The following is a 22,685-nucleotide window of genomic DNA, read 5'->3' as shown; positions in this document are numbered from 1 at the left end:
GATGACGGTACAATTACCGATTCGGTTTCGCAATATATTCTTCATTTTGATTGGTTCCTTTATTTTCGCGTTCGGTGTCTACCACTTCAACGTCCAGAACAACTTGGCGGAAGGCGGCTTCACAGGCATCACCTTGATTCTGCGGGGCTTGTTCGATTGGTCGCCATCGATCACGAACTTGGCGCTCAACATCCCGCTCTTCTTCGTCAGCTATAAGCTGCTCGGGCGGACGACGTTCATCTACACGCTCATCGGGACGTTCAGCTTCTCGCTCTGGTACGCCCTGATTGCCAAGTACTCAAACCTCGTCATCGATTTGACGGACGACATGGTGCTCGCGAGTTTGTTCGCCGGCCTGTTCATCGGGGTCGGTCTCGGCATCATCTTCAATAACGGCGGCACGACCGGAGGCGTCGACATCATTGCCCGGCTCGTGCAACGTTACGTCGGCTGGTCGATCGGCAAGACGTTCCTCGTGTTCGACTTTTTCGTCATCGTCCTCAGTTTGACGTATCTCGATATTCGCGAGGCGATGTATACGCTCCTCGCCGTCTATATCGGGGCCCGCGTCATCGACTCGATGCAGGAAGGGACATATGCCGGGAAGGCCGCCATGATCATCAGCGACCATCGCACGGCCATCGCCGACGGCATCCACGCCACGATGAACCGCGGGACGACCCGTCTTCTCGCCAAAGGCGGCTATTCGAACAAGGAACTTGAAGTCCTCTACGTCGTCGTCGGGCGGAACGAAGTGAACCGGTTGAAAACGATCGTCAAACAGATCGACCCGCACGCCTTCGTCACGTTCCACCACGTCTATGAGGTCGGTGGTGAAGGCTTCACGTTCGATGAGAACCGGATTCCTTTGAAATAAGTCACGACGCACAACGCCCCATTCGAATGAACGGGGCGTTGTTTCATTATCGTTCGATGCGGACAATCTCAAACGTGAGCGTGCCGCCCGGTGAAGCGATGGAGACGGTTTGACCGACGGCAGCTCCCATCAAACCGCTACCGAGCGGTGACGTCGCGGAGATCGACCCGTTTGCCAGATCAGCCTCGAGCTCGCCGACGATTTGGTACGTCTCGGTGTCACCATCCGGCAGTTCTCGCAACGTCACCGTGTCGCCGAATCCAACCTCTCCGGCAGTCGCTTCCTCTTCCACGACGACGGCAGCGGCGAGCGTCCGCTCTAGTTCGCTGATTTTCGTCTCGATGCGCTCTTGTTCACGCACTGCGTCAAAATACGTCACATCTTCTCGAAAGTCACAAAATTTCCGGGCCGCTTTGACACGTTCGAGCGCTTCACGCCGACCCTCGATGCGAAGCGTCTCGAGTTGTTCGATCAGACGCAGACGACCCGCCTTCGTCAACTGTGGTTTTGACATCTCGGTCCCCTTTCCAAACATGATAAAAAAAGTCCCGTCACGTGGACGGGACCGTTGATTCTACTCATCACGTGGCATGAAGACGATGAGTGCCAAGCGGATCAATTCGGCGACGGCGACGAGCGTTGCCGCCACGTACGTCCATGCTGCCGCATTGAGCACTTTGCGCGCACCCGACTCTTCGGTTGCCGTGACGATTCCGTGGCTCGTCAGTTCAGCCATGGCCCGTTTCGAGGCATCGAATTCGACTGGGAGTGTGACGAGTTGGAACACGACCGCCCCGAGCATCATGATGACACCGAGTTGGGCGAGGCCCATCGCGCCGAGCAAGAAACCACCTAAGAGAAGCGGGAACGACAAGTTAGACGTGATGTTCACGACCGGCACGAGCCGGTGGCGGACACGCATCATCTTATAGTCGGTCGCATCTTGAATGACGTGGCCGATCTCGTGGGCCGCAATCGCAGCCGATGAGATTGTCGAGCCTTGATACACTTCACGTGAGAGACGGACGACTTTATTGACCGGATCGTAATGGTCACTCATCAGTCCGTCGACCATCTCGATGCGGACGTTGTTGACGCCGTTTTGTTTCATGATGAAGTCAGCGACTTGGGCGCCGGTGACGCCGCTTTGAATCGGTTGTTGAAGAAATTTTTTGTACGTACTTTTCACTCGCATCTGGGCCCATAATGGGATGAGCATAATCAGTGCAAGATAGAAAATATAGCCACCTAATGACATGTTCTCTATCACCTCTGCGTGTATTTGATACCCTGATTTTACATTCTTATGAACTTATTATCAAGTGAAATGCGCAGGATGAGGTGGTATCCCATAAAAAAACATATTCCCGTCAACCAGAACGAACCGTAGCCGATCCAGGCGATATGCTCGGCGAGCGACGGATAGCGCGGCCATTGGCCGAGCACATAATCGACGACGTCATTGTGGACGACCCAGACGAGCGTCAAAACGAACGAACGAACCGTCCATGTCATGAACGGTGCATACAACAGCGCCTGGAACGCCATCGCTCCGTGCGACACCATCAGCATGACCGCCATGAGCACGGTGAACGTCTCCGCGTCCGGTCCGAGTTCCCGCAAGAACAAGAGGTTCATGATGACGGCCCACACCCCATACTTGATGAGCGTCACGAAGGCGAGCGTCTCCATGAGCGGCGACTTCTTTCCGGCGAGCCATAGGCCGAGCACAATCGTGAAGAAGAGCGAGGCCGTCGGGCTGTCCGGCACGAACGGCCAATAAAGGAGCGGCGTGTCACGGAGCTGGGGCTCATACCAGATGTACCCGTAAATCGAACCGAACAAGTTGATGATGAACAAGAGCACTAAGACGATTCGATGAGTGAGAATCGGTCGTAACATATGTATCATGCGTGTATTCCATCCTTTTTTCTCTATTGTAGCGCAACGGAGACGAAGTAAAAAGAAGCGTGACCCGTTAAACGGGCCACGCTTCTTGAACCAATCGATTATTGGTTGTTTTCGCCGCCTTCACCGTATGACGCGATGAATTCAGACATGGCTTGGAGGTCTTCATCCGAACCGTCCCATTGACCGGCTGGCATCGTACCGACACCGTTGACTGCGATATCTGCGATCTCTTCGGGCGTATACTGTGTGCCGACGAGTGCAGGAGCTGCTGCCCCGCCTTCGAGGTTTTGTCCGTGACAGTTCACACATGACTGAGCCGAGTAAATCTCGTAGCCAGGTGCGGCCGTATCGATTTCAGGACCTTCGCCCGGAACTTCCAAAATCCCTTGTTCATGAACTTGATCCCAGTGTGTCGTTTGAACCGATTCCCACGTCAAGTAGAAAATCGACAACACGCCGAGCAACATGAAGCTGATGGCGACCGGACGTTTCGCCGGACGGCGTTCAAGTCCTTGGTCGAGCCATGGTGCGATCAAGAGCGCCGTGAAAGCGACCCCTGGCAAGATGACCGTCCCAAGCAAGATCCAATCCCCTGCTGCGAACTGATACTTGAGCAATTGATACAAGAACAAGAAATACCAGTCCGGTAACGGAATGTAAGACGTGTTCGTTGGATCGGCGATGTTTTGGAGCGGTGGTGCCTCGACGATCGTCAAGGCGATGAACCCGATCAAGAAGACCGAACCGACCATCCACTCTTTCAACAAGAAGTTCGGCCAGAACGCCTCAGTGCGTCCTGGGTATTCAGAATAGTCTTTTGCAATATTTTGTTTCCGATTCGAGATTCCTACTCGAGAGTCGGTTACAAATTTCATCCCTTTACCGCGATGCATATCGTTTCTCCCCCTTTATATCTTCGAATCGGCTTATAGCGGTCCTGAAATCCCTTGTTTACGAATCATCAAGAAGTGGGCTCCGAGGAGTCCGAACAAGGCCGCCGGTAAGAAGAAGACGTGAATGGCGAAGAAGTTCGTGAGCGTCCGTGCGCCGACGATCTCACCACCGGCGAGAAGCGTCTTGGCAATGCCACCAATGACCGGGACACTCTCGGCAATTTGAAGCGTAACTTTCGTCGCGAACAACGCTTTCATATCCCACGGCAACAAGTACCCTGTAAGACCGAGCGCCAAGACGACGAAGAACAAGAGAACACCGACGACCCAGTTGAGTTCGCGCGGTTTCTTATACGATCCGGTAAAGAATACGCGGAGCGTATGTAAGAACAACATGACGATGGCGACCGATGCGCCCCAGTGGTGCATCCCACGAACGATTTGTCCATGTGCGATCTCGTTTTGTAAATAATACACCGACGCGTGCGCGTTGATGATGTCTGGTACGTAGTACATCGTCAAGAACATCCCTGACAGAATTTGAATCACGATCGTGAAGAACGTCAGACCGCCGAAGCAATAAACAAATGCTGAAAAGTGATGGGCAGGGTTGACGTGTTCTGGAACTTCATGGTCAGCGATGTCGCGCCATAACGGCGTGATGTCGACGCGTTCATCGACCCAATCATAAATTTTTTGTAACATCGACTATTCCCCCTCTCACAACTGTGCGACTGGACTGCCCAAGTATAGGAAGCCGTCTTTTTCTTCTTTTTCGTAGCGTGCAAGTGGTGCAGTCGGAGGCGTACCAGGAATGTTCGTTCCATCTTTCTCATAGCGACCGAAGTGACACGGGCAGAAGAACTCTGTCGGTCGAGTCGGGTCTCCACCATATCCTACTTGACAGCCGAGGTGCGTACAAATTGGAGACAAGGCGATGATCTCGCCGCTCTCATCTTTAAATACCCACGCCGAAAGCGTTTCTTCAAATTCATACCAAGCATCTTGCGTTTGTTTCTTAAAGTCGACACGTTGCGGCTCAGTCGTGATGTCGTCGAGACTGATGACTTTTACTTTATCGCCCGCTCCCGATTTTTTTAAGACCGGATCGATCGCAAAGTTGACCATCGGACTGATCAATGTTGCCGCCATAAAGCCACCTACACCAGTCAACGTATACGTTAAGAACTGACGGCGTGTGACTTTTGACCCATTTTGAGCCATTTCGTTCCCCCCTCATTCGTGTGCATAACCCCATAATTCTTTATGCATTCTTCACAAAAATTTCTCACTCAACAAAATAGTATATCAATAAAACCTCCACGTCAACCGCTTCATGTCGCCATCCAACGGCTCGAAAGCTCGGTAATGACTTGCGTCGCAAAATTTTGAACCATCGTGTGCGACTGCTCGCCGGACATGCCTTTTAAAGCAAGCGGCGGAACAAACATAATCGGCAGTTCAGACCCTTTGAAACGCAAATCCGAGGAGATGAACAACACGTGGGAAAACCCAGAGGACACCGCTTTCGTGAGTACCGCTTCTGCCGTCGCCCGGCCAGCGTCCACGTCGACGTAACTAAGTGTCGGGCTGAGCATCGTCCGTCCCGACAGTTGCCGTTCGGTCTCAAGTGCCACCGCCTGAATGACTTCGTTCCCTTCGGCTTTACGCACCATGTCCTCATCAAACGCCAGTTCGACGAGTGGGACGACGAGCGTGTCGACGTATTGGCGTTCTGTCAGCGATTTCATCGCGTCTATGCCATCGAACCTCATCTTCCTCCTCCTCTCCTCCAGACATACATCATCATGTCCATTGTAGCGTACCTACAAACGTTCCCTATGCGAAACTTATGAACGAAATGTGAAATTATTGTGTATTCCTACGTCATTAATATACCAAAAAACAAGCGCCGACCATAACGGAAGCGCTTGTTTTTATTAAAATAATTTTGAGGCTCGCACTTGATGCAGCTGACTCGTCAAATTGCGGAACAATTTCTCGTCACGCCGGTCGAGCGCCTTGTCGATTTCGACGAGCAGACGTTCTTCCTCGAACTGGGCGACCGAGGCCCGGATGACCGTTTGCGCGGACGTCGTCACTTCATCCTTAAGTTCGGCCACGGGTTCGAACGGGTTCAATTCAACGATGTCGATCCACATTTCGTCGATCATCATCCCTTGGAAGTTGAGCTCCACGTAGATGGCGCCGTCATGGAGCCGGATGTCGTGATACGCCTTCTCGGGATTGACCGTGATGAGGTCACCCCGGCGGTAACGGAACGGTTCCCCGTCAAAACCGTACGCCGTCATGATCAGGCTACGCGGTGAGACCGAGGCGTTCGTGACGAAATGAACGTTCCCGAGTTTTTCTGGATGTCTGAGCCAGTAGTCGATAATCCACTTGGCTTCTCGTTTGCGAAGCGTATGATGAGCGAGGAATCGCTTTAAGAACATCTTTTTCCGCTCGACCATATGACCCCATCTCCTTTGTATCGATTAATCGTGGTCCGTCAACCGTTCGAGCCGCTCCTCCAGAACTTGGCGGTCGTCGACATCGACGGTGAGCGCAAGCGTTTGCTCGAGCACTCGTTGCGCTTCGGCACGCTGTCCTTCTTCTATCAATAGTGTAGCCCATTCGATGGCAAATGACACGTCCTCTTTATAAACTTGCTCGATCGACCCGTATAACGTGACGGCTTGATCGTAGTCCTCGAGTTCATAGGCCGCCTTCGCTTTGTACCAGGTCATGAGCGGAGACGTCGAATGCTCTTCGAGCGTGTCGATCGTCTCGAGGACGGCCTCCATGTCACCCGATTCGAATAAGACAGATAAGAGGAGCTCGGTCGCCTGGAGCGATTCCGGGTTTAGCGCGAGCGCTTCCCGGAGTTCCGTGACCGCCTCGTCCGTCCGCCCTTGCTTCAAGAACAGCTTCGCCTTCACCGTCCGCAACTCGTCGTTGTAGTCGTCACGGTCGATTCCCTGATCGATCACATCCAATGCCTCTTCGAAGCGGCCGAGCGCGTCGAGCGCTTCCGTATAAGGCAAGTAGAGCGACGTGAAGTCCGGGTCCATCGCCCGGAGTGACTCGAACTGCTTCACGGCGATTTCATCGCGACCGATGCGATGGGCGGTCATCGCGTGACCGAACACGGTATTCAAGTTGCGGTCGTTTGCTTTCTCATACTCATTGAGCGCCTCTTCGAACGAGCCGATCATCGTCAGCGCCTCGGCGTAGTCCGCCTGATAGTCGAGTTCTTCCGGCAAGCTCAAGTGCGGCAGACGGGCATAGAGCGGGACCGCCTGTTCGAATGAACCGATCGACGCATACAACTCGGCTAGGCCATAGATGAGGAGCGGTTCGTCTGGATTCGCCTCAAGCGCCTCCATCAATTTCTTCACCGCGACCTCATCCAACCCTTGAGATTGATAGAGATCAGCGAGCAAGACGAGGCTGCGCATATGCGCTTCCTTGTCTGTCGTATCAATCTTTTCGAGGACGGCGATCGCCTCTTCTTCCCGGTCGCTGTCCAAGTAAGCCTCGGCGAGTGACAAGGCGACGTGCGGATTGCCCGCGTAGTCGACGTAGAGTGCCGCGAGTACGTTCACGGCCCGATCGGCGAGCCCGAGTTCGAGGTAGATGTCGGCGATGGCCAGACGGTCTTCGTCCGACCCTTCCTTCTCGAGCGACTCGAGATGCATGAGGGCATGCTCGGTCTCACCTTTCTCGAGCATCTCAATAATATGATTCAATTCTATTTCGTCTAACATGTTTATAATTCCTCCTACCGGCTACTCGTATTGACGTTATTCTATCTCACGGCCGAGGCGTTGTAAATCGTCACGGAATCGTGGGTAACTTATATCAGCTGCCTCAACATGTTCAATCGTCACACGGTCCGTCGTCAATAAGTCTGCGATTTGGAGCATCATCGCCAAGCGATGATCCCCGTGCGAGGAGACATGACCCCCGTGCAACCGGCTCGGATAGACGTCAAATCCGTCCTCGGTTTCGCGCACATCGACCCCGAGTGCCGAAAGTTCGTGCACGACCGTCTGAATCCGGTCCGTCTCTTTCACTCGGAGTTCGCCCGCGTCCCGGACCGATGACGGACTCGTCGCTTGCGACGCGACGAGAGCGAACAACGGCAATTCATCAATTTGGTGCGGGATGGCATCCCCGTCCAAGCGGATGCCGTGAAGTGTACTCGTCGACACTGTCACGTCGCCGACCGACTCTTCCCCGAGCAAACGAACGTTCGTCACTTCCGTCTTCACACCCATCCGTTCGAGCGTACGTAAAAATCCGATTCGTGTCTCGTTCAAACAGACGTCGGTCGTCGTGACGCGACTGCCCGGGACGAGCGCCGCCCCGGCCCACCAAAAGGCAGCCGAAGATGGATCGGCCGGAACGGCCACCGTGGCCCCCTTGAGCACGGATGGAGCTAACCGGATCGTTCGGACACCGTCCTCTGCCGTGATGTCCAATTGCCCACTGAACAAAGGCAGCATGCGTTCCGTATGGTCCCGCGATAAGACGGGCTCGCGCACGATTGTCGGTCCGGTCGCACGAAGTCCCGCAAGCAGGACCGCTGACTTCACTTGCGCGCTCGCGACAGGCAACGTGTAATCGATGCCCGCCAGCGTCCGGCCGTGAATTTGGATCGGGGCGAACTTCCCGTCGAGGTCCGCGCCCATTTGTCGGAGCGGGTCCGTCACCCGACGCATCGGACGTTTTGAGAGCGAGGCGTCTCCGGTAAGCGTGAACTCCCCATCGTAACCCGCGAGAAGCCCTGTCAAAAGACGCATCGTCGTGCCCGAGTTCCCGCAATCGAGTTCGGCCGATGTGAGCGTCTTCGCCCCCGTGATGAGGAGACGGTCCGGCTCTTCGATGACGTCCGCTCCTAATCGCCGGATCGCCTCGAGCGTCGACCGGCAATCCTCGCCAAGGAGTGGATCATAAATCGTCGTCTCCCCCGTCGCCACGGCCCCGAACAAGAGAGCGCGATGCGTGATCGACTTGTCACTCGGTACCCGTATGAATCCATTCAATCCCATGTCAAAACCACCCTTTCATTTGATGGAACGCTCCAGTGAGTCGCTCGGCCGTGACGCTCGCAACGGTCACCTCAGCGTCGAGCAGGACGAAACGGATCTGCCCGTCCCGATTCTTTTTATCGTGTCCCATGCCTGCGAGATACGTGTCAAACGATTGCCAGTTGACCGTTGTGATGCCTTCCCGCCTCATGAATGAAGCGAGGGTTTCGGCCCGTTCCTCGTCGCCGGAGACGAGGAAGGCGTACACCATCCCGTAGAGAATCGCTTCCCCGTGCGACAACCGGTATGCCTCAGCCGACTCTAACGCATGGCCGAACGTATGACCGAAATTCAGCCACGCCCTCACGCCTTGTTCGCGTTCATCGGCCTCGACGACTAATCGCTTCACTTCGATTCCTCGTGCGAGCCACGTTTCCCAATCGAGCGGCCCTTGTGCCAAAGCTGTGAACAACTCGGTCTCAAACGAGTGACCGAGGACGTAACGTGACAGATAGGCGTGCTTAATCAATTCACCGAGCCCGCTCAAGACGTCCCTCGCGGACAACGTCTCGAGACGGTCCACGTTATAGTGGACGCCCGCCGGTTGATAGAAGGCACCGATCGCATTTTTCGCGAACGGATGGTTCACCGCCACTTTCCCGCCGACGGCCGAGTCATGCGCGAGAATCGTCGTCGGCACTTGTATGTAACGCACACCGCGCATATAGACGCTCGCTAAAAAGCCGGCTAAATCCCCGACCATGCCACCTCCGAATGCCACGACGAGCGTATCCCGGTCACAACCGCCCGTCAATCCGTCCGTGACGAGCCGTTCGATCGTGTCGAGCGACTTCGAGCCGTCACCCGGGCGGACGATCGACCAGACGACGTTCCGATGTTTATGCTCGAGCCGGTCCCGGAACTCACTTCCGTGCAACCGGTCGACCGTCTCATCTGTGACCACCCAGACGGTGGAGCACGAGAAGTAAGGGACGCGGTCGAGCCAGGCGTCCCCTCGTTCAATTGTGACGTCGTACGGGGTCGAGGCGTTCACATGGAGCGTCACCACGTCCGAATCTCCTCTCGGTATGCGGCGACACGTGACTGGATCCGGTTGACCGTGTCATGTCCGAACGTCTCGCATAACTCGCGGGCGAGCTCAAACGCGACGACGGCCTCGACGACGAGCGAGGCGGCCGGGACGGCACAGGCGTCACTCCGTTCGATTTGTGCGAGAAACGGTTCTTTCGTATCGATATCGACGGATTGGAGCGGTTTATATAGCGTCGGGATTGGCTTCATCACAGCCGTACAGACGATCGGCATGCCCGTCGTCATCCCGCCTTCGAAGCCACCGAGATGGTTGCTCAGCCGCGTATAACCGTCCGGGCCATAGGCGATCGGGTCCATGACTTCAGAGCCTGGTCGATACGCCATCTCGAACCCATCCCCGAACGCGACCCCTTTAATCGCGTTGACGCTCATGACGGCTCGGGCGATGGCCGCGTCGAGTTTTCGGTCGTATTGGACATACGACCCGAGGCCTGGGATGACGCCATGCACTTCCGTACAGACGACACCGCCGAGCGAATCACCGGCAGCTTTCGCCTCGTCGATTCGATTCATCATCGCCTGACCTGCCGCCTCATCCATCGTCCGGACCGGCGACGCCTCAATCGCGGCGTGTAACGTGTCGAGCGACTCGTATGATGTCTCGGCCGTGACACCGCCGATCACTTTGACATAGCTCACGAGTGACATGCCGACCGCAGCGAGCAGTTGCTTGCTCAGGGCGCCGACGGCGACCCGGGCGGCCGTCTCACGTGCGCTCGAGCGTTCGAGGACGTCTCGCAGGTCACGATGGTCGTATTTCAAGCCGCCGACGAGGTCCGCATGTCCTGGTCGCGGGCGGACGACGCGGCGTTTGATTTCCACGTCCGCATCGATCGGTTCGGCCTGCATGACGTTCCGCCAATGAGTATGGTCCTTGTTCTCGATCCAGAACGAAATAGGGGCCCCTGTCGTCACCCCGTGACGAATACCGGCCCTCACCTCGATTCGGTCTGATTCAATTTGCATGCGGCGGCCGCGGCCGTAGCCGGACTGCCGTTTCGCGAGTTCCGCATTGATGGCTTGCACATCGACCTCAAGCCCGGCCGGCACACCCTCGATGATGATTGAAAGTCCAGGCCCGTGCGATTCTCCTGCCGTCAAATAACGCATAGCTGCCACCTCATTCTTCAAATTTTTCGTAGAAGAAGCTCTGCTTCATCTTGTAGCCGTATCGCTTCGGTTGAAAGATCTGCTCGGTCCCTCCGACGAAGAGGACACCGCCTGGTCGGAGCGATCGGTGGAACGATGTATAAACTTTCTCTTTCGCTTCCTCGGTGAAATAAATCAAGACGTTGCGACAGACGATCAAATCAAAATTCCGCTCGTACACGTCGGCCAACAAGTTATGTTTTTTGAACGTCACTAATTTTTTGATGTCTTCTGTGATGTAATAGTCATCTCCACGGCGGGTGAAGTAACGCTGCCGAAACTCTGATGGCAAGTCGACGAGCGCCCGCTCATGATACTTGCCTTGTTTCGCTTTTTCGATCACCACGTCATCTAGGTCCGTCGCCGTGATTGTGAACTGTGCGGGTGACAAATGTTTCGATAACAGCATCGCCAACGAATACGGTTCTTCACCCGTCGAGCACGCCGCGCTCCAGACGCGCAACTTGCCCTGGCTCTTACGGATGAGTTCCGGCAAAATGTCCGTCTCTAGTTGCTGCCAACGGACCGGGTTCCGGTAAAATTCACTCACGTTGATCGTCATGCGGTCTAAAAATTCATCGTACAATCCTCGATCCGCTTCCATCGCTTTGAAATACTCGATGAACGTGGCATACCCTTTCTTCTCACGAAGCGCGATCATCCGCCGCTTCATCTGAGCCTCTTTATATAAATTCAAGTCGATCCCTGACTTCAAATAAAACTTTTTAACGAAGATGGCATAATCATTTATCACCAGTTCCAACCTCAATTCTTTCTCTTCTCCTAGATCATGTCGTGCCAAAACAAGCGAAAGCGCTTCAATCCCAATATAAAAAGGGACAGGAGGCCCCCGTCCCTTTTATCGTCATCAAACGTGTGATGCTTCAGTGGCGAACCAGAGTGACAATTCACGCTCTGCGCTCTCCACGCTATCTGAACCATGGATGACGTTTTGTGACATCGTCGAGGCCAAGTCGCCACGAATCGTTCCAGGTTGTGCGTCAAGCGGGTTCGTCTTCCCGATCATCAACCGAGAGACGGCGACGATATTCTCGCCTTCCCATTCCATCGCCACAACAGGACCAGACGTTAAAAAGTCGACTAGCTCTCCAAAGAACGGCTTTTCCTTATGTTCCGCATAATGCGATTGTGCAACTTCCACTGATGGTGTCAACAATTCAAGACGATTCAACGTATAGCCTTTTTGTTCGAAGCGCGAGATGATTTCCCCAATCAATCCACGTTTCACGCCATCCGGTTTCACCATTAAAAATGTTTTTTCCATTCCCCTAATCCCCCTAAATCGATATGTGTACCATGTACGTTATTAGTTTACACGGTCATCACCATTATTGAAAGGGTTTACAAGGTGCCGATTACCATTTTCGTTTCCCGATGTACTCGGCAATCTCGATGAGGGAGCGTTTGTCGACCACGTCCGGTAACCCGTCAAGACGTCGGATCGCCCGGTTCACATAACGGTCGATCGTCCGTTGGCTCCGCTCGAGCGTCCCGTTGCGTTGCACTTCACGAACGAGCGTGTGCGTCAAAGCATAATCAGACGAATGACTGACTTGTTGCAACCGATCGAAAAATTCCGGATTTTCCGCTGAATAGAAGAGCGGTAGCGTTTTATGGCCGTGTTTCAAATCTTCACCGACCGGTTTTCCGAGTTGGAAACTTTTTGCGGTGAAGTCGAGCAAGTCGTCCGTCATTTGAAACGCCATCCCGATATCATAGCCGAACAACCGCAGCTGTTTGACAACGTCAGGAGAGGCTCCCGAGACGACGGCACCAGCCACACAACTCGTCTCGATCAACAGCGCCGTCTTGCGGGCGATGCGGTCGAGATATCGTTTCGGAGACTGGGCCCAGTCATATTGATCTTGGATTTGATTGATCTCCCCGACACAGATCAGTTCCATCGTATCAGCCATGATTTGCATCACGTCTGGGGAATCGATCTCAGAGACGAGCCGAATCGCTTCACCGAACAACGTATTACCGGTGTACATCGCAACCCGTTCATCGTAACGTTCCATGACGGTCGGTTTGCCGCGGCGCAATGTGGCGTCATCGATGACGTCGTCATGAACGAGCGAGGCCATATGAATCAATTCTAGACTCGCCGCCACTTTCGTCAATCGGATGTCTTTCGTCTGTCCGAATCCGGCGCTAAGCAGGACGAACGCCGGCCGAATCCGCTTCCCGCCCGCGTCTAACAGTTGTTTCGAAGCCGCTTCGATGACCGGATGATCGGTTTGGACTCGCGTCGACAAGAACCGGTCAATCTGTTCAATCTCTCGGTTCATGTGGCGATAAAGTCGCTTCAAAGACATCGGTCACCACTTCTTTCCTAAGTGCATGGCACACGCACCGCCGGAGAACGCCTTCACTTCGACTTGTTCGAATCCTGCCGTCTCAAACATCCGTTTTAGTGTCAACCGGTCCGGGAATTGATCGGTCGATTCTTGGAGCCACTTATATTGATCATACGAGCCGGCAAACACTTTACCGAACAGTGGCATGACCGACCCAAAGTAAAATCGATATAGCTCGCTGAAGAGCGGTGCCGTCGGTTGGCTCGTCTCGAGACAGACGACCGTCCCACCCGGCTTCAACACCCGGTGCATCTCACGGAGCACCGTCATATAGTCCGGGACGTTGCGAAGACCAAAACCGATCGTCACATAGTCGAACGAGTGATCGCCGAACGGCAATGCCATCGCGTTACCATGGATGAGTTCGATTGTCGGATATTCTTCCACTTTCTCTTGTCCGACCGCGAGCATGTTCTCGGAGAAATCTAGACCTTTGACGACACCGGTATTCCCGGCCGCCTCGGCGAGTTGAATCGTCCAATCAGCCGTCCCGCAACAGACGTCGAGACATTTAGCCCCTGGGAACACTTGCATGCGACGCATTGTCGCTTTGCGCCACCATTTATGCAAACGGAAGCTGATGATCGAGTTCATCGTATCGTAGCTCGGTGAGATTGATTGAAACACGTCATATACTTTTTGCTCTTTTTCTTTCGGTTGCAATACGTAACATCCTTTCCGTTCTAAGCGACAGCGTGCGCCAGGAGCGTCGATAGCTGTTCTCGTTGTTCTTGGCGCAGTTCCGCCGCCTTTCGTTCGATGATCGTTTTTCCGTATGCGGTCAAGTAAGCCTGACCGATCACTTCAGAAAACGTTTTGATCAATCCGAAGTTCGCTTCCATCCACGTCGTGACAGGTACGTCTGCGTCTAACGCAAGTGTACATTTCGCCCCATTGACGAGCTGGACCGTCCGGCCGAAGCAATTGCTATAATCGGCAGGAAACAGGGCCAGAATTTTATAAAATTGAGCCGAGGCATAATCGCCGGCGAGCACTTTCAATTGCCGCTCGAGCGATCCGTTCGGACTATCCTTTACTTGATCGTGCAGTTCGAGCGCTTGGTGCGCAAAATACGTCGCAAGCACGAGCTGACGTTGTTGATTCGATTCGATTTCAATCATCTCGACCATCCAACGAAGTAAAGGCATGTCGACTGCGGGTACAATCTCGTGTCTCGTCAAATACGGATGGGTCATGCGTTCTTCGATTTGACGAGCAAGGTCGGTGACAACGGTTTCGTATGTCATCTGTTCCATGCTATTCCCCCTCGTCCTCTTCGTTGTCATTCTGACATAGTATAGCACATTTTTGTCACATTCACGCCATGTGAACTCGCTTTCCACCACAAAAAAAGCCGCCTTTCGGCGACTTATGTATTGCACATTATTTGACCGCATCTTTGAGCGCTTTACCTGCTTTAAAGGCAGGAACTTTGCTCGCCGGGATTTCGATATCTTCTTTCGTACGTGGGTTACGGCCTTTACGGGCAGCACGTTCACGAACTTCAAAAGTACCAAAACCGATCAATTGAATTTTATCACCGTTTTGGAGTGCTTCAGTGATAGATTCGAATGTAGCTTCTACAACTTGTGTAGCTTCTTTTTTCGAAACGTTGGCTTTCTCCGCAACTGCTTGGATCAATTCAGTTTTGTTCATCACGATTCACCTCCTCTCACAGGGAGTTTACGGGATTAATCATATCGTACAAACGTTGATATGACAACATTTTTTAAGTGAAAAGCCCATATTCGACCCGTTCCGACGATCAGTTGTTTAAAAACTCGACCTCACCTTGTTCATTAATCGTGTACCCTTGCGAATAAGCAGGGGCGAACGGGGAGTCATTATAGAGCAAATACCGAATGTCTTCCCCGACTTTTGGCTCTACATCCGTGTTCTCAAGGGCGGCTTCAAGGTCGGTCCGGTAATCGACAAATAATTGCCCGGTCCCGTCGACATAGATTGGCAACTCGGTATCGGTGTATGGACTCGGGACCGTCGGTTCTTCTGAGACGAAGATGAGATCATAATCGATCGTGAATTGATTCTTGCCGACCGACCCGTCAAACGGAAATTTCCCTTCTTTGGCCCGAAAGGCGTTAATGTTCGTCTGTAACGTTTGCAACCGTTCGGTCACGCGCAAATCAATGAGCTTGACGGTAGGGTCGGTCTCGGCGTCGACAAGGACATATAAGAACAAGCCGCCCCCTTCGAAACTGTTCACCGGCGGATCGGCCAAATAACCAGGCACGAGACGGGCGAATTCGATCGGGTAACGCTCCATGAGAGGCGTTTCAGCCGGTTTCGTTTTGATTGGCAAGACACCGGTCGTCTCTTTGAACGAATCAACGGCCGTCTGGACCGATGTCAATTGATCTTCATACGGCACGTTATCGACCCGGTTCGAGTCCGGGAACATACATCCACTGAGCACGGTCGCCGCCAAAAGACTAGCGACCAACAAAATCCGTTTCACGTGTTATCCTCCTGTCGGTCCTGAAGCGACCACATAAATCATGATGATCGTTCCAAATAAAAATATGACAAATGCGATGACGCGGACGAGCGCCGCGAACCATCCCGATAGCTTCGTATGGCTGATTGCCACCATAAGCGCGGCGATGGCAAACGCTCCAATCCCCGCAAATGAAATCCACATCTTGATGAGTGACGGTGTCACGTCTATCCCCTCGACTTTCTCTTTAATTCTTTCTCCGTACATAAGTGTAGCAAAAAAAACAAAGGAACTGAACGAAAACGTCAGTCCCTTTGCTCTTCGCCGCCTTCGAAATGGAATACTTCTTCCATCTCATGCTTTTGCGGGCGTCTCATTAACTTTTGTACTTCATCATGCGGGCTCTTGCCTTCGAACAATACGTTGTAAAGGGCTTCCGTGATCGGCATCTCGACACCGGCTTCCCGAGCGAGCGTATGCGCCGCCTCACAGGCACGAACACCTTCGACGACCATTCCCATATGACCGAGCACGTCCTCGAGTTTTTCACCACGGCCGATCGCGTTCCCGGCACGCCAGTTACGGCTATGCTGGGACGTGGCCGTGACGATTAAATCCCCAATCCCGGTCAATCCCGAGAACGAGGCCGGGTTGGCACCGAGTTTGACCCCGAGTCGCGCGATTTCAACGATCCCGCGCGTCATGAGGGCCGCTTTGGCATTGTCGCCGTAACCGAGGCCGTCCGTCATCCCCGCAGCGAGCGCGATGATGTTTTTAAGGGCACCACCATACTCCGCTCCGATGACGTCCGAGTTCAAATACACCCGGAACTGATCGTTCGTGAGCAACTCTTGAATCTCATCGGCCACGTCCAAATCCTCGCAGGCGATCGTGATGGTCGTCAATTTACGGACCGCCACTTCTTCCGCGTGGGTCGGGCCGGTCAAAACACCGATGGCCCGGCGTTTCGCCGGATCGATTTCTTCGGCGATGATCTCCGACAGACGTTTGTGCGTCTTCGGTTCGATCCCTTTAGCGGCGTGGACAAGAACGGCCGGCTCCGTGAGAAGTGCGTTCAACTCACGAGACACCGGACGAATCGCCGAACTCGGGACGACGAGGAACACGATGGAGCGGCCGGCGACCGCTTCTGCCAAGTCCGTCGTCGCTCGAATCGAGGTCGGTAACGGCGCATCTTTCAAATACGTCGAATTCGTGTGGTCGGTATTGATTTCATGCACATGCTCTTCTTCACGTCCATAAAGCAGGACGTCGTGTCCGTTGTCAGCGAGGACGAGTGATAACGCCGTTCCCCAGCTCCCTGCGCCGATGACAGCAACTTTTGCCATAGAAGGCACCCCCATTACTAGTTTTTCTGACGCGCCACGATATGAATCGGTGTACCAGTGAAGTCAAATGCGCGGCGAATCTGGTTGTCTAGATAACGTTTGTACGAGAAGTGAAGCAACTCTGGGTCGTTGACGAACAACACGAACGTCGGCGGCTCGATGGCCACTTGCGTCGCGTAGTTAATCTTGAGTCGCTGTCCTTTGTCCGTCGGTGTCGGGTTCATCGCGACCGCGTCGACGATGACGTCGTTCAACACGCTCGTCGAGATCCGACGACGGTGCGACTCGGCCACTTCCTTGATGACCGGAAGCAACGTCTGAAGACGTTTCGACGTGAGAGCCGACAAAAATACGATCGGCGCGTAGTCGAGGAACAAGAACTCTTTACGAATCTTCTCTTCCATCTTCTTCATCGTCTTATCGTCTTTGTCGACGGCATCCCACTTGTTGACGACGAGCACGATGGCTTTCCCCGCTTCGTGGGCGAGGCCGGCGACGCGTTTGTCTTGCTCGATGATGCCTTCTTCGCCGTCGATGACGACGAGGACTACGTTCGAACGTTCGATTGCCTTTTGGGCACGCATGACGCTATAACGCTCGGTTGATTCATACACTTTTCCGCGTTTACGCATACCGGCCGTATCGATGATGACGTACTCTTGCCCATCCCGTGTGAACGGTGTATCGATCGCATCACGAGTCGTCCCCGCGATATCCGAGACGATGACGCGTTCTTCACCGAGAATCGCATTCGTCAAGCTCGATTTCCCAACGTTCGGACGTCCGATGAGCGAAAACTGGATGACTTCTTCATTGTATTCATAGTCATCTTTATCTGGCGCCAAATCGAGAACTTTGTCGAGCAAGTCTCCAAGCCCGAGTCCGTGTGTCCCCGAAATCGGGAACGGATCGCCGAATCCGAGCGAATAGAACTCATACATGAGTTCGCGCATCTCGAAGTTATCGACTTTGTTGACGGCGAGGACGATCGGTTTGTTCGAACGGAACAACAAGTTCGCCACTTCTTCGTCTGCCGCTGTAATGCCTTCGCGTCCGTTCACCATGAAAATGATAACGTCCGCCTCATCGATCGCAAGCTCAGCCTGGTGGCGCATTTGAACGAGAAGCGGCTCATCACCGACCTCGATCCCGCCTGTATCGATTAAATGAAACTTACGGTTCAACCACTCACCCGTCCCATAAATGCGGTCGCGTGTTACCCCCGGTTTATCATCGACGATCGACACGCGATCTCCGATAATCCGGTTAAAAATCGTGGATTTCCCAATATTCGGGCGGCCTACGATGGCCACTGCTGGAATTCCCATATAAACACCTCTCTAACTTTCATTTAATAACTGATCGTTTCTAATTGCAACTGTACTATCATATCACAGCGCTATTTCCGTGACCATACAAAAAGAAGCGGGAGTCTGGCTCCCGCTTGAACGACCGTCTTATTTAGAATCGTCCGAGGTCTCTTCTCCTGTCAATTCAGAGACAGAGAACCCTCCTTGGTCACTATACTCGTCAAGCAGCGATTGGTCCGCGTCTTCACGCGTCGAATCACTCGACTCGAGCGCACGCATCGAGAGTGAGATTTTCTTCTCATCAAGATGGACATCGAGCACTTTCACTTTCACGTCTTGGCCTTCTGACAACACTTCAGACGGCGTCGCGATGTGTCGGTTCGCAATCTGCGAGATGTGCAGCAAACCTTCGACTTGCGGCGCGACTTCGACGAAAGCACCGAACGTCACGAGACGTTTGACTTTCCCGTCGATCACGTCGCCCGGTTGAATTTTACCTTCCACCGATTCCCACGGTCCAGGTTGCGTCTCTTTGATCGACAACTTCACTTTCTCGTTGTCGAGGTCAAGTCCAAGCACTTTCACTTTGACTTTGTCTCCTTCAGTCACAACATCGCTCGGTTTCTCTACCCGGCTATGGGCCATTTCCGAAATGTGGACGAGTCCGTCGACGCCGCCGATATCGACGAATGCACCGAAATCAGTGAGACGTTGAACCGTCCCTTCGATGATTTGACCGACCTCGAGCGATTCGAGCGTCTCCGCTTTCTTCGCGCTCATTTCAGCTTCAGCAACCGCTTTATGCGACAAGATGACGCGATTTTTCTCGCGGTCAATCTCGACGACTTTAACCGTAATCGGTTTATTCAAGTAGGATGAGAAGTCTTCGACAAAGTGGTTTTCTACGAGCGAAGCCGGGATAAATCCACGGATACCGATGTCAACGACAAGACCACCTTTGACCTTGTCTTTTACCATGACCTCGAACACTTCGCCAGATTCGAATTTCTCGACGATTTGATCCCAAGCTGCCTCGGCATCCACGTCTTTCTTCGAAACGACCACCTCTTCGTCCGTGACCTTTTTCACTTTGACACGGATTTCGTCGTTAACATGGAGTGATTCGTTTAAATCGTCTAAATGCATGCTTGATACTTCGCTGATTGGTAAAATTGCCTCGGTCTTATAACCGATATCGATCAATGCTTGTTTGTCCTCGATTTTGACGACAGTACCGGTCACAATTTGACCTCGATTAATCTCAAAATCAGGCATATCTTTCATTTCTTCGACCATTCCAACACTACCCCCTCACGATGAGTACAAAAAGGAACGCCCTAAGGCGCTTACACCTAGTATAAACTTCTTATAATTCGAAAGATTTGTCAAGGTGTTATCAGGTTAGTTCCTTTCCTGGCGCGAGATTAAACCTGAAATTAACGAACGTTCCGTGAATGCTGCATGTACAAATCACCGATCGTCGCCATAATCAAATCGGCCGCGGTTTGAGCACTCGCCTTCTCCGCTTTTAGCCCGCTCAAGTCGACTGGCTTGCCGATCACGACTTTAAGCTTCGAACGGAACTTATATGTGCCGATGATTGCTACCGGAAGCACCGAGGCGTCCGAGCGGAGCGCAAAGAACCCGACTCCGGCCTGGGCTTTGCCGAGCGTCCCGTCTTTCGAGCGTGTCCCTTCCGGAAAGATCGAGATGACCTCGTCTTCCTTCAACTTTTGCAAGACGACCCGGAGTGCCTGGCGGTCGCCTTCTCCGCGTGACACAGGAATCTGTCCAGCACGGTTCAAGATATGTTTCAATACCGGGACTTCAAACAACTCTTTTTTCGCAAAGAAGCGGAGCTGGCGTTGTTTCGGCATCGCCCCGGCGAGAAGTACCGGGTCCCAGTTCGATTGATGGTTTGAACAGACGATCATCGACCCGTCGAGCGGGACGTTTTCCCGTCCGATATATTCGACGCGGAAACTCAACCGGCGAATGATATTGACGACGCCCACCGCGAGACGATACATGCCGAACGGCCCATTGTTGAGTGGTCTCATCGTTCAATCACCTGCTTCATCAATTGCTCGATCGCCTCGACGACCCCGTCGATCGACAGCTCGGTCGTGTCGAGGTAGTGCGCGTCGTCCGCTTGGCGAAGCGGAGCGACCTCTCGTTCCGAGTCGCGCTTGTCGCGGAGGGCAATCTCAAGCTGTAACTGTCCGAGGTCGCTCGGCAACCCTTTCGCCACGTTCTCTTCGTGGCGACGGCGGGCCCGTTCTTCGACCGTCGCCGTCATGAACACTTTCAAGTCGGCGCCTGGTAAGACGTGCGTGCCGATATCACGGCCGTCCATGACGATTCCGCCTTTACTCGCGAGGTCACGCTGTAAATCCATAAGGGCAGCCCGTACTTCCGGCTGGCGCGCGACGAAACTGACGTTGTTCGTCACTTCGCTCGTCCGGATGACGTCGGTCACTTCGTCGGCGCCGTCGAACACACGTTGTCCGTTCTCGGACGGGACGAGCCGTAAATCCATGTTGCCGATCATCTCGGCGAGTTTCGGCCCGTCTTCGAGACCGACCCCGTCTCTGAGGGCACGATACGTCACGGCACGATAAATCGCACCCGTATCGATATAGACATACCCTAGTTTTTTAGCGAGCGTTTTCGCGATCGTACTCTTTCCGGCTCCGGCCGGTCCATCTAATGCAATCTGTAACGGTTTATTCATAAAAATTGGGTATCGGCTCACCCCGATACCCGCCTCCTCTCGGTCATTTGTTCCGAGAACATCATACCAGTTTTTTATCGTGAAGAAAATACGGAGCCGGTCCGTTTTCTCGCTTCGAGCTGGGCTCGGAAGCAATAACGTAAAATCGTCTCCTGGTCCCGGTGTGATAACTCTTCAAAGCAAAGCGACAACTCTTGTTTGGCCGTCTGTTCATGGATGCGGACGAGGCGGCTCTTGACGCGGAACGTCTGCAGCACGCCCCGGTCATCATTAATATGGAACGTGACGATCATCGACTCGTCGACCGCGACCGGGGCTCGATTGGAGATGATGCGCATACCGCCGGCCGACACGTCGAGCGACGTCGTCTCAAACGATGGGAACGCCTGGCCGTCCTCGGCGGATACGGTCACATTGATCATTTCAGGGACACGTAAATATTCACGGCGCTGCACGCGCTTGATTTTCTTTTCATCCGGCAACGCGAAGGCGTAGCGAAGCGTCAGTTGCGCATCGCTCACCCGTCTCGTTACGACCGTATCAAACGCATAGAGCTGCTCTTCTCCTACGAAGAAATAGACACGCATCGATTCGTCCTCGTGCAAGAAAAACGTCTTTAAGGTATCCGTCTCACTCGGGGACTCAATCCAGACGACTTGGTCGTTGATAGCCGCGATTTTTGTCTTTCCTTCTTTTCTCCCTTCGACTTCTACCCGTAACTCTTGTCCTACTTTTAACATGAAACGATTCCCCTTTTATTCTATTTGTACTGGCGATGGTTGGAGCGATTGGCGGTCCGCACGAGCAAAAGCGCGACCATCCATAAGACGACGATATAGACGACAGCCGGCACTTTGTTCATCGGTTCGACGAGCAAGATATAGTCGAACATGCCATGCAACAATGTCGCCGCCATGACGGCTGTGAACAGCCAGAAGCGCTCATGAGCGGAATGTTTGGCCCGGCCGAGGCAAAACCCCATCACGACAGCGAAGAGCGCATGCCCACTCACCGGCAACACAGCACGCCAAATGGCGATTTCAATCGAGTCGTACACCCATAAATATAGAAAATTCTCTAACGTGGCAAAGCCGAGTGAACAGGCGACCGCATAGAGAATCCCGTCGTAGTAATCATCAAAGACTTTATGTATGTATATTGTATAATAAATCATGAACCACTTAAAAAACTCTTCTAATAGCGCGGTGGCCACGAACGCCTTCCAAAACGGGCCCACGAGCACCCCTTCTTCCACGAACGCATACTGCACGAACATGATCGGAAAGACGAGAATGGCCCCGGCGACGAACGAACGGATCACATAGCCGAGCGGTTCCGCTTCCAATTCATGCCGGAGATAGAAGTAGGAAAGAAGGGCGAACCCTGGCGCAACCGCAGACAAGGCGATTGCAATCATGATGCATCTCTCCTTTCTCACGTTAAGCATACACTGAAATAGAAGAAAGAAAAAGTAGGT

At 53.4% G+C, this 22,685-nt stretch carries 28 protein-coding genes; 1 reads left to right on the top strand and 27 read right to left on the bottom strand.

What is annotated here, in order from left to right:
• Position 1: 1 nt before the first annotated feature.
• Complete coding sequence (locus KNP02_RS05780; RefSeq protein WP_138859556.1) at positions 2–877, top strand: YitT family protein; 876 nt, start codon at positions 2–4, stop codon at positions 875–877.
• Positions 878–923: 46 nt separating this feature from the next.
• Here KNP02_RS05780 and KNP02_RS05775 read toward each other — a convergent pair whose 3' ends face one another.
• From KNP02_RS05775 to prsW, 27 genes are all read right to left on the bottom strand, one after another.
• Positions 924–1,391: a GreA/GreB family elongation factor gene (locus KNP02_RS05775; RefSeq protein WP_214707518.1), complete on the bottom strand. Its 468-nt coding sequence runs from the start codon at positions 1,389–1,391 to the stop codon at positions 924–926.
• Between the two features lie 60 nt (positions 1,392–1,451).
• Positions 1,452–2,135: a zinc metallopeptidase gene (locus KNP02_RS05770; protein WP_138859558.1), complete on the bottom strand. Its 684-nt coding sequence runs from the start codon at positions 2,133–2,135 to the stop codon at positions 1,452–1,454.
• A 38-nt stretch (positions 2,136–2,173) separates the two neighbouring features.
• Complete coding sequence (locus tag KNP02_RS05765) at positions 2,174–2,788, bottom strand: DUF1405 domain-containing protein (protein WP_214707516.1); 615 nt, start codon at positions 2,786–2,788, stop codon at positions 2,174–2,176.
• A gap of 98 nt (positions 2,789–2,886) precedes the next feature.
• Positions 2,887–3,681: a menaquinol-cytochrome c reductase cytochrome b/c subunit gene (locus KNP02_RS05760; protein ID WP_214707514.1), complete on the bottom strand. Its 795-nt coding sequence runs from the start codon at positions 3,679–3,681 to the stop codon at positions 2,887–2,889.
• 33 nt (positions 3,682–3,714) lie between these two features.
• On the bottom strand, positions 3,715–4,386 hold the full coding sequence (gene qcrB, locus KNP02_RS05755; RefSeq protein ID WP_021067209.1) for a menaquinol-cytochrome c reductase cytochrome b subunit: 672 nt from the start codon (positions 4,384–4,386) through the stop codon (positions 3,715–3,717).
• Between the two features lie 15 nt (positions 4,387–4,401).
• Positions 4,402–4,905: a QcrA and Rieske domain-containing protein gene (locus KNP02_RS05750; RefSeq protein ID WP_021067208.1), complete on the bottom strand. Its 504-nt coding sequence runs from the start codon at positions 4,903–4,905 to the stop codon at positions 4,402–4,404.
• 110 nt (positions 4,906–5,015) lie between these two features.
• Positions 5,016–5,456: a DUF2487 family protein gene (locus tag KNP02_RS05745; protein ID WP_214707512.1), complete on the bottom strand. Its 441-nt coding sequence runs from the start codon at positions 5,454–5,456 to the stop codon at positions 5,016–5,018.
• Between the two features lie 165 nt (positions 5,457–5,621).
• Positions 5,622–6,155, bottom strand: a complete 534-nt coding sequence (locus tag KNP02_RS05740; RefSeq protein ID WP_034777333.1) for a ReoY family proteolytic degradation factor — start codon at positions 6,153–6,155, stop codon at positions 5,622–5,624.
• A 24-nt stretch (positions 6,156–6,179) separates the two neighbouring features.
• On the bottom strand, positions 6,180–7,451 hold the full coding sequence (locus KNP02_RS05735; RefSeq protein WP_214707510.1) for a tetratricopeptide repeat protein: 1,272 nt from the start codon (positions 7,449–7,451) through the stop codon (positions 6,180–6,182).
• Between the two features lie 36 nt (positions 7,452–7,487).
• Positions 7,488–8,738: a 3-phosphoshikimate 1-carboxyvinyltransferase gene (aroA, locus tag KNP02_RS05730; RefSeq protein WP_214707508.1), complete on the bottom strand. Its 1,251-nt coding sequence runs from the start codon at positions 8,736–8,738 to the stop codon at positions 7,488–7,490.
• A gap of 1 nt (position 8,739) precedes the next feature.
• The gene (locus KNP02_RS05725) at positions 8,740–9,786 is read right to left on the bottom strand and encodes a 3-dehydroquinate synthase (protein WP_214707506.1); all 1,047 of its coding nucleotides are present in this window, start codon (positions 9,784–9,786) and stop codon (positions 8,740–8,742) included.
• The gene (gene aroC / locus KNP02_RS05720; RefSeq protein WP_214707504.1) at positions 9,780–10,940 is read right to left on the bottom strand and encodes a chorismate synthase; all 1,161 of its coding nucleotides are present in this window, start codon (positions 10,938–10,940) and stop codon (positions 9,780–9,782) included. The genes KNP02_RS05725 and aroC overlap by 7 nt, the downstream gene beginning before the upstream one ends.
• A gap of 10 nt (positions 10,941–10,950) precedes the next feature.
• Positions 10,951–11,730, bottom strand: a complete 780-nt coding sequence (locus KNP02_RS05715) for a CheR family methyltransferase (protein ID WP_214707540.1) — start codon at positions 11,728–11,730, stop codon at positions 10,951–10,953.
• A gap of 117 nt (positions 11,731–11,847) precedes the next feature.
• A complete protein-coding gene (ndk, locus tag KNP02_RS05710) occupies positions 11,848–12,264 on the bottom strand; it encodes a nucleoside-diphosphate kinase (RefSeq protein ID WP_034777324.1) in 417 nt (138 codons plus the stop codon).
• Positions 12,265–12,355: 91 nt separating this feature from the next.
• Positions 12,356–13,318: a polyprenyl synthetase family protein gene (locus tag KNP02_RS05705; protein WP_214707502.1), complete on the bottom strand. Its 963-nt coding sequence runs from the start codon at positions 13,316–13,318 to the stop codon at positions 12,356–12,358.
• A gap of 3 nt (positions 13,319–13,321) precedes the next feature.
• Positions 13,322–14,023, bottom strand: a complete 702-nt coding sequence (locus KNP02_RS05700; protein ID WP_034777322.1) for a demethylmenaquinone methyltransferase — start codon at positions 14,021–14,023, stop codon at positions 13,322–13,324.
• Between the two features lie 20 nt (positions 14,024–14,043).
• Entirely contained in the window at positions 14,044–14,616 is a 573-nt protein-coding gene (locus KNP02_RS05695; protein WP_138859565.1) for a heptaprenyl diphosphate synthase component 1, read from the bottom strand.
• Between the two features lie 127 nt (positions 14,617–14,743).
• Positions 14,744–15,016, bottom strand: a complete 273-nt coding sequence (locus tag KNP02_RS05690) for an HU family DNA-binding protein (RefSeq protein WP_021067196.1) — start codon at positions 15,014–15,016, stop codon at positions 14,744–14,746.
• A gap of 109 nt (positions 15,017–15,125) precedes the next feature.
• The gene (locus KNP02_RS05685) at positions 15,126–15,836 is read right to left on the bottom strand and encodes a hypothetical protein (RefSeq protein ID WP_138859566.1); all 711 of its coding nucleotides are present in this window, start codon (positions 15,834–15,836) and stop codon (positions 15,126–15,128) included.
• A gap of 3 nt (positions 15,837–15,839) precedes the next feature.
• On the bottom strand, positions 15,840–16,040 hold the full coding sequence (locus KNP02_RS05680; protein WP_034777319.1) for a DUF2768 family protein: 201 nt from the start codon (positions 16,038–16,040) through the stop codon (positions 15,840–15,842).
• Between the two features lie 80 nt (positions 16,041–16,120).
• A complete protein-coding gene (locus KNP02_RS05675) occupies positions 16,121–17,164 on the bottom strand; it encodes an NAD(P)H-dependent glycerol-3-phosphate dehydrogenase (RefSeq protein WP_034777318.1) in 1,044 nt (347 codons plus the stop codon).
• Positions 17,165–17,181: 17 nt separating this feature from the next.
• Entirely contained in the window at positions 17,182–18,492 is a 1,311-nt protein-coding gene (gene der, locus KNP02_RS05670) for a ribosome biogenesis GTPase Der (protein ID WP_034777316.1), read from the bottom strand.
• A 129-nt stretch (positions 18,493–18,621) separates the two neighbouring features.
• Complete coding sequence (gene rpsA, locus KNP02_RS05665; protein WP_034777315.1) at positions 18,622–19,770, bottom strand: 30S ribosomal protein S1; 1,149 nt, start codon at positions 19,768–19,770, stop codon at positions 18,622–18,624.
• A gap of 140 nt (positions 19,771–19,910) precedes the next feature.
• Entirely contained in the window at positions 19,911–20,534 is a 624-nt protein-coding gene (locus KNP02_RS05660) for a lysophospholipid acyltransferase family protein (protein WP_034777314.1), read from the bottom strand.
• Positions 20,531–21,208 carry a (d)CMP kinase gene (gene cmk / locus KNP02_RS05655; protein ID WP_214707500.1) on the bottom strand — a complete coding sequence of 226 codons (678 nt, stop codon included), beginning with the start codon at positions 21,206–21,208 and terminating at the stop codon, positions 20,531–20,533. The genes KNP02_RS05660 and cmk overlap by 4 nt, the downstream gene beginning before the upstream one ends.
• A gap of 74 nt (positions 21,209–21,282) precedes the next feature.
• Positions 21,283–21,948 carry a flagellar brake protein gene (locus KNP02_RS05650; RefSeq protein WP_214707498.1) on the bottom strand — a complete coding sequence of 222 codons (666 nt, stop codon included), beginning with the start codon at positions 21,946–21,948 and terminating at the stop codon, positions 21,283–21,285.
• Between the two features lie 20 nt (positions 21,949–21,968).
• Positions 21,969–22,625, bottom strand: a complete 657-nt coding sequence (gene prsW, locus KNP02_RS05645) for a glutamic-type intramembrane protease PrsW (protein WP_034777310.1) — start codon at positions 22,623–22,625, stop codon at positions 21,969–21,971.
• Positions 22,626–22,685: the final 60 nt, after the last annotated feature.

It is taken from the genome of Exiguobacterium sp. s40 (genome assembly GCF_018617905.1).
Classification (GTDB): Bacteria; Bacillota; Bacilli; order Exiguobacteriales; family Exiguobacteriaceae; genus Exiguobacterium; species Exiguobacterium mexicanum_A.
This window is presented reverse-complemented; position numbering and strand designations above follow the sequence as displayed.

Excerpts from the sequence above, each read along its gene's own strand:
- prsW (WP_034777310.1), bottom strand. The coding sequence starts at position 22,625 with ATGATTGCAATCGCCTTGTCTGCGGTTGCGCCAGGGTTCGCCCTTCTT.
- qcrB (WP_021067209.1), bottom strand. The coding sequence starts at position 4,386 with ATGTTACAAAAAATTTATGATTGGGTCGATGAACGCGTCGACATCACG.
- rpsA (WP_034777315.1), bottom strand. The coding sequence starts at position 19,770 with ATGGTCGAAGAAATGAAAGATATGCCTGATTTTGAGATTAATCGAGGT.
- KNP02_RS05750 (WP_021067208.1), bottom strand. The coding sequence starts at position 4,905 with ATGGCTCAAAATGGGTCAAAAGTCACACGCCGTCAGTTCTTAACGTAT.
- KNP02_RS05660 (WP_034777314.1), bottom strand. The coding sequence starts at position 20,534 with ATGAGACCACTCAACAATGGGCCGTTCGGCATGTATCGTCTCGCGGTG.
- KNP02_RS05745 (WP_214707512.1), bottom strand. The coding sequence starts at position 5,456 with ATGAGGTTCGATGGCATAGACGCGATGAAATCGCTGACAGAACGCCAA.
- cmk (WP_214707500.1), bottom strand. The coding sequence starts at position 21,208 with ATGAATAAACCGTTACAGATTGCATTAGATGGACCGGCCGGAGCCGGA.
- KNP02_RS05675 (WP_034777318.1), bottom strand. The coding sequence starts at position 17,164 with ATGGCAAAAGTTGCTGTCATCGGCGCAGGGAGCTGGGGAACGGCGTTA.
- ndk (WP_034777324.1), bottom strand. The coding sequence starts at position 12,264 with ATGGAAAAAACATTTTTAATGGTGAAACCGGATGGCGTGAAACGTGGA.
- KNP02_RS05765 (WP_214707516.1), bottom strand. The coding sequence starts at position 2,788 with ATGATACATATGTTACGACCGATTCTCACTCATCGAATCGTCTTAGTG.
- KNP02_RS05760 (WP_214707514.1), bottom strand. The coding sequence starts at position 3,681 with ATGCATCGCGGTAAAGGGATGAAATTTGTAACCGACTCTCGAGTAGGA.
- aroA (WP_214707508.1), bottom strand. The coding sequence starts at position 8,738 with ATGGGATTGAATGGATTCATACGGGTACCGAGTGACAAGTCGATCACG.
- KNP02_RS05770 (WP_138859558.1), bottom strand. The coding sequence starts at position 2,135 with ATGTCATTAGGTGGCTATATTTTCTATCTTGCACTGATTATGCTCATC.
- KNP02_RS05740 (WP_034777333.1), bottom strand. The coding sequence starts at position 6,155 with ATGGTCGAGCGGAAAAAGATGTTCTTAAAGCGATTCCTCGCTCATCAT.
- KNP02_RS05690 (WP_021067196.1), bottom strand. The coding sequence starts at position 15,016 with ATGAACAAAACTGAATTGATCCAAGCAGTTGCGGAGAAAGCCAACGTT.
- KNP02_RS05695 (WP_138859565.1), bottom strand. The coding sequence starts at position 14,616 with ATGGAACAGATGACATACGAAACCGTTGTCACCGACCTTGCTCGTCAA.
- aroC (WP_214707504.1), bottom strand. The coding sequence starts at position 10,940 with ATGCGTTATTTGACGGCAGGAGAATCGCACGGGCCTGGACTTTCAATC.
- KNP02_RS05780 (WP_138859556.1), top strand. The coding sequence starts at position 2 with ATGACGGTACAATTACCGATTCGGTTTCGCAATATATTCTTCATTTTG.
- KNP02_RS05650 (WP_214707498.1), bottom strand. The coding sequence starts at position 21,948 with ATGTTAAAAGTAGGACAAGAGTTACGGGTAGAAGTCGAAGGGAGAAAA.
- KNP02_RS05735 (WP_214707510.1), bottom strand. The coding sequence starts at position 7,451 with ATGTTAGACGAAATAGAATTGAATCATATTATTGAGATGCTCGAGAAA.
- der (WP_034777316.1), bottom strand. The coding sequence starts at position 18,492 with ATGGGAATTCCAGCAGTGGCCATCGTAGGCCGCCCGAATATTGGGAAA.
- KNP02_RS05705 (WP_214707502.1), bottom strand. The coding sequence starts at position 13,318 with ATGTCTTTGAAGCGACTTTATCGCCACATGAACCGAGAGATTGAACAG.
- KNP02_RS05775 (WP_214707518.1), bottom strand. The coding sequence starts at position 1,391 with ATGTCAAAACCACAGTTGACGAAGGCGGGTCGTCTGCGTCTGATCGAA.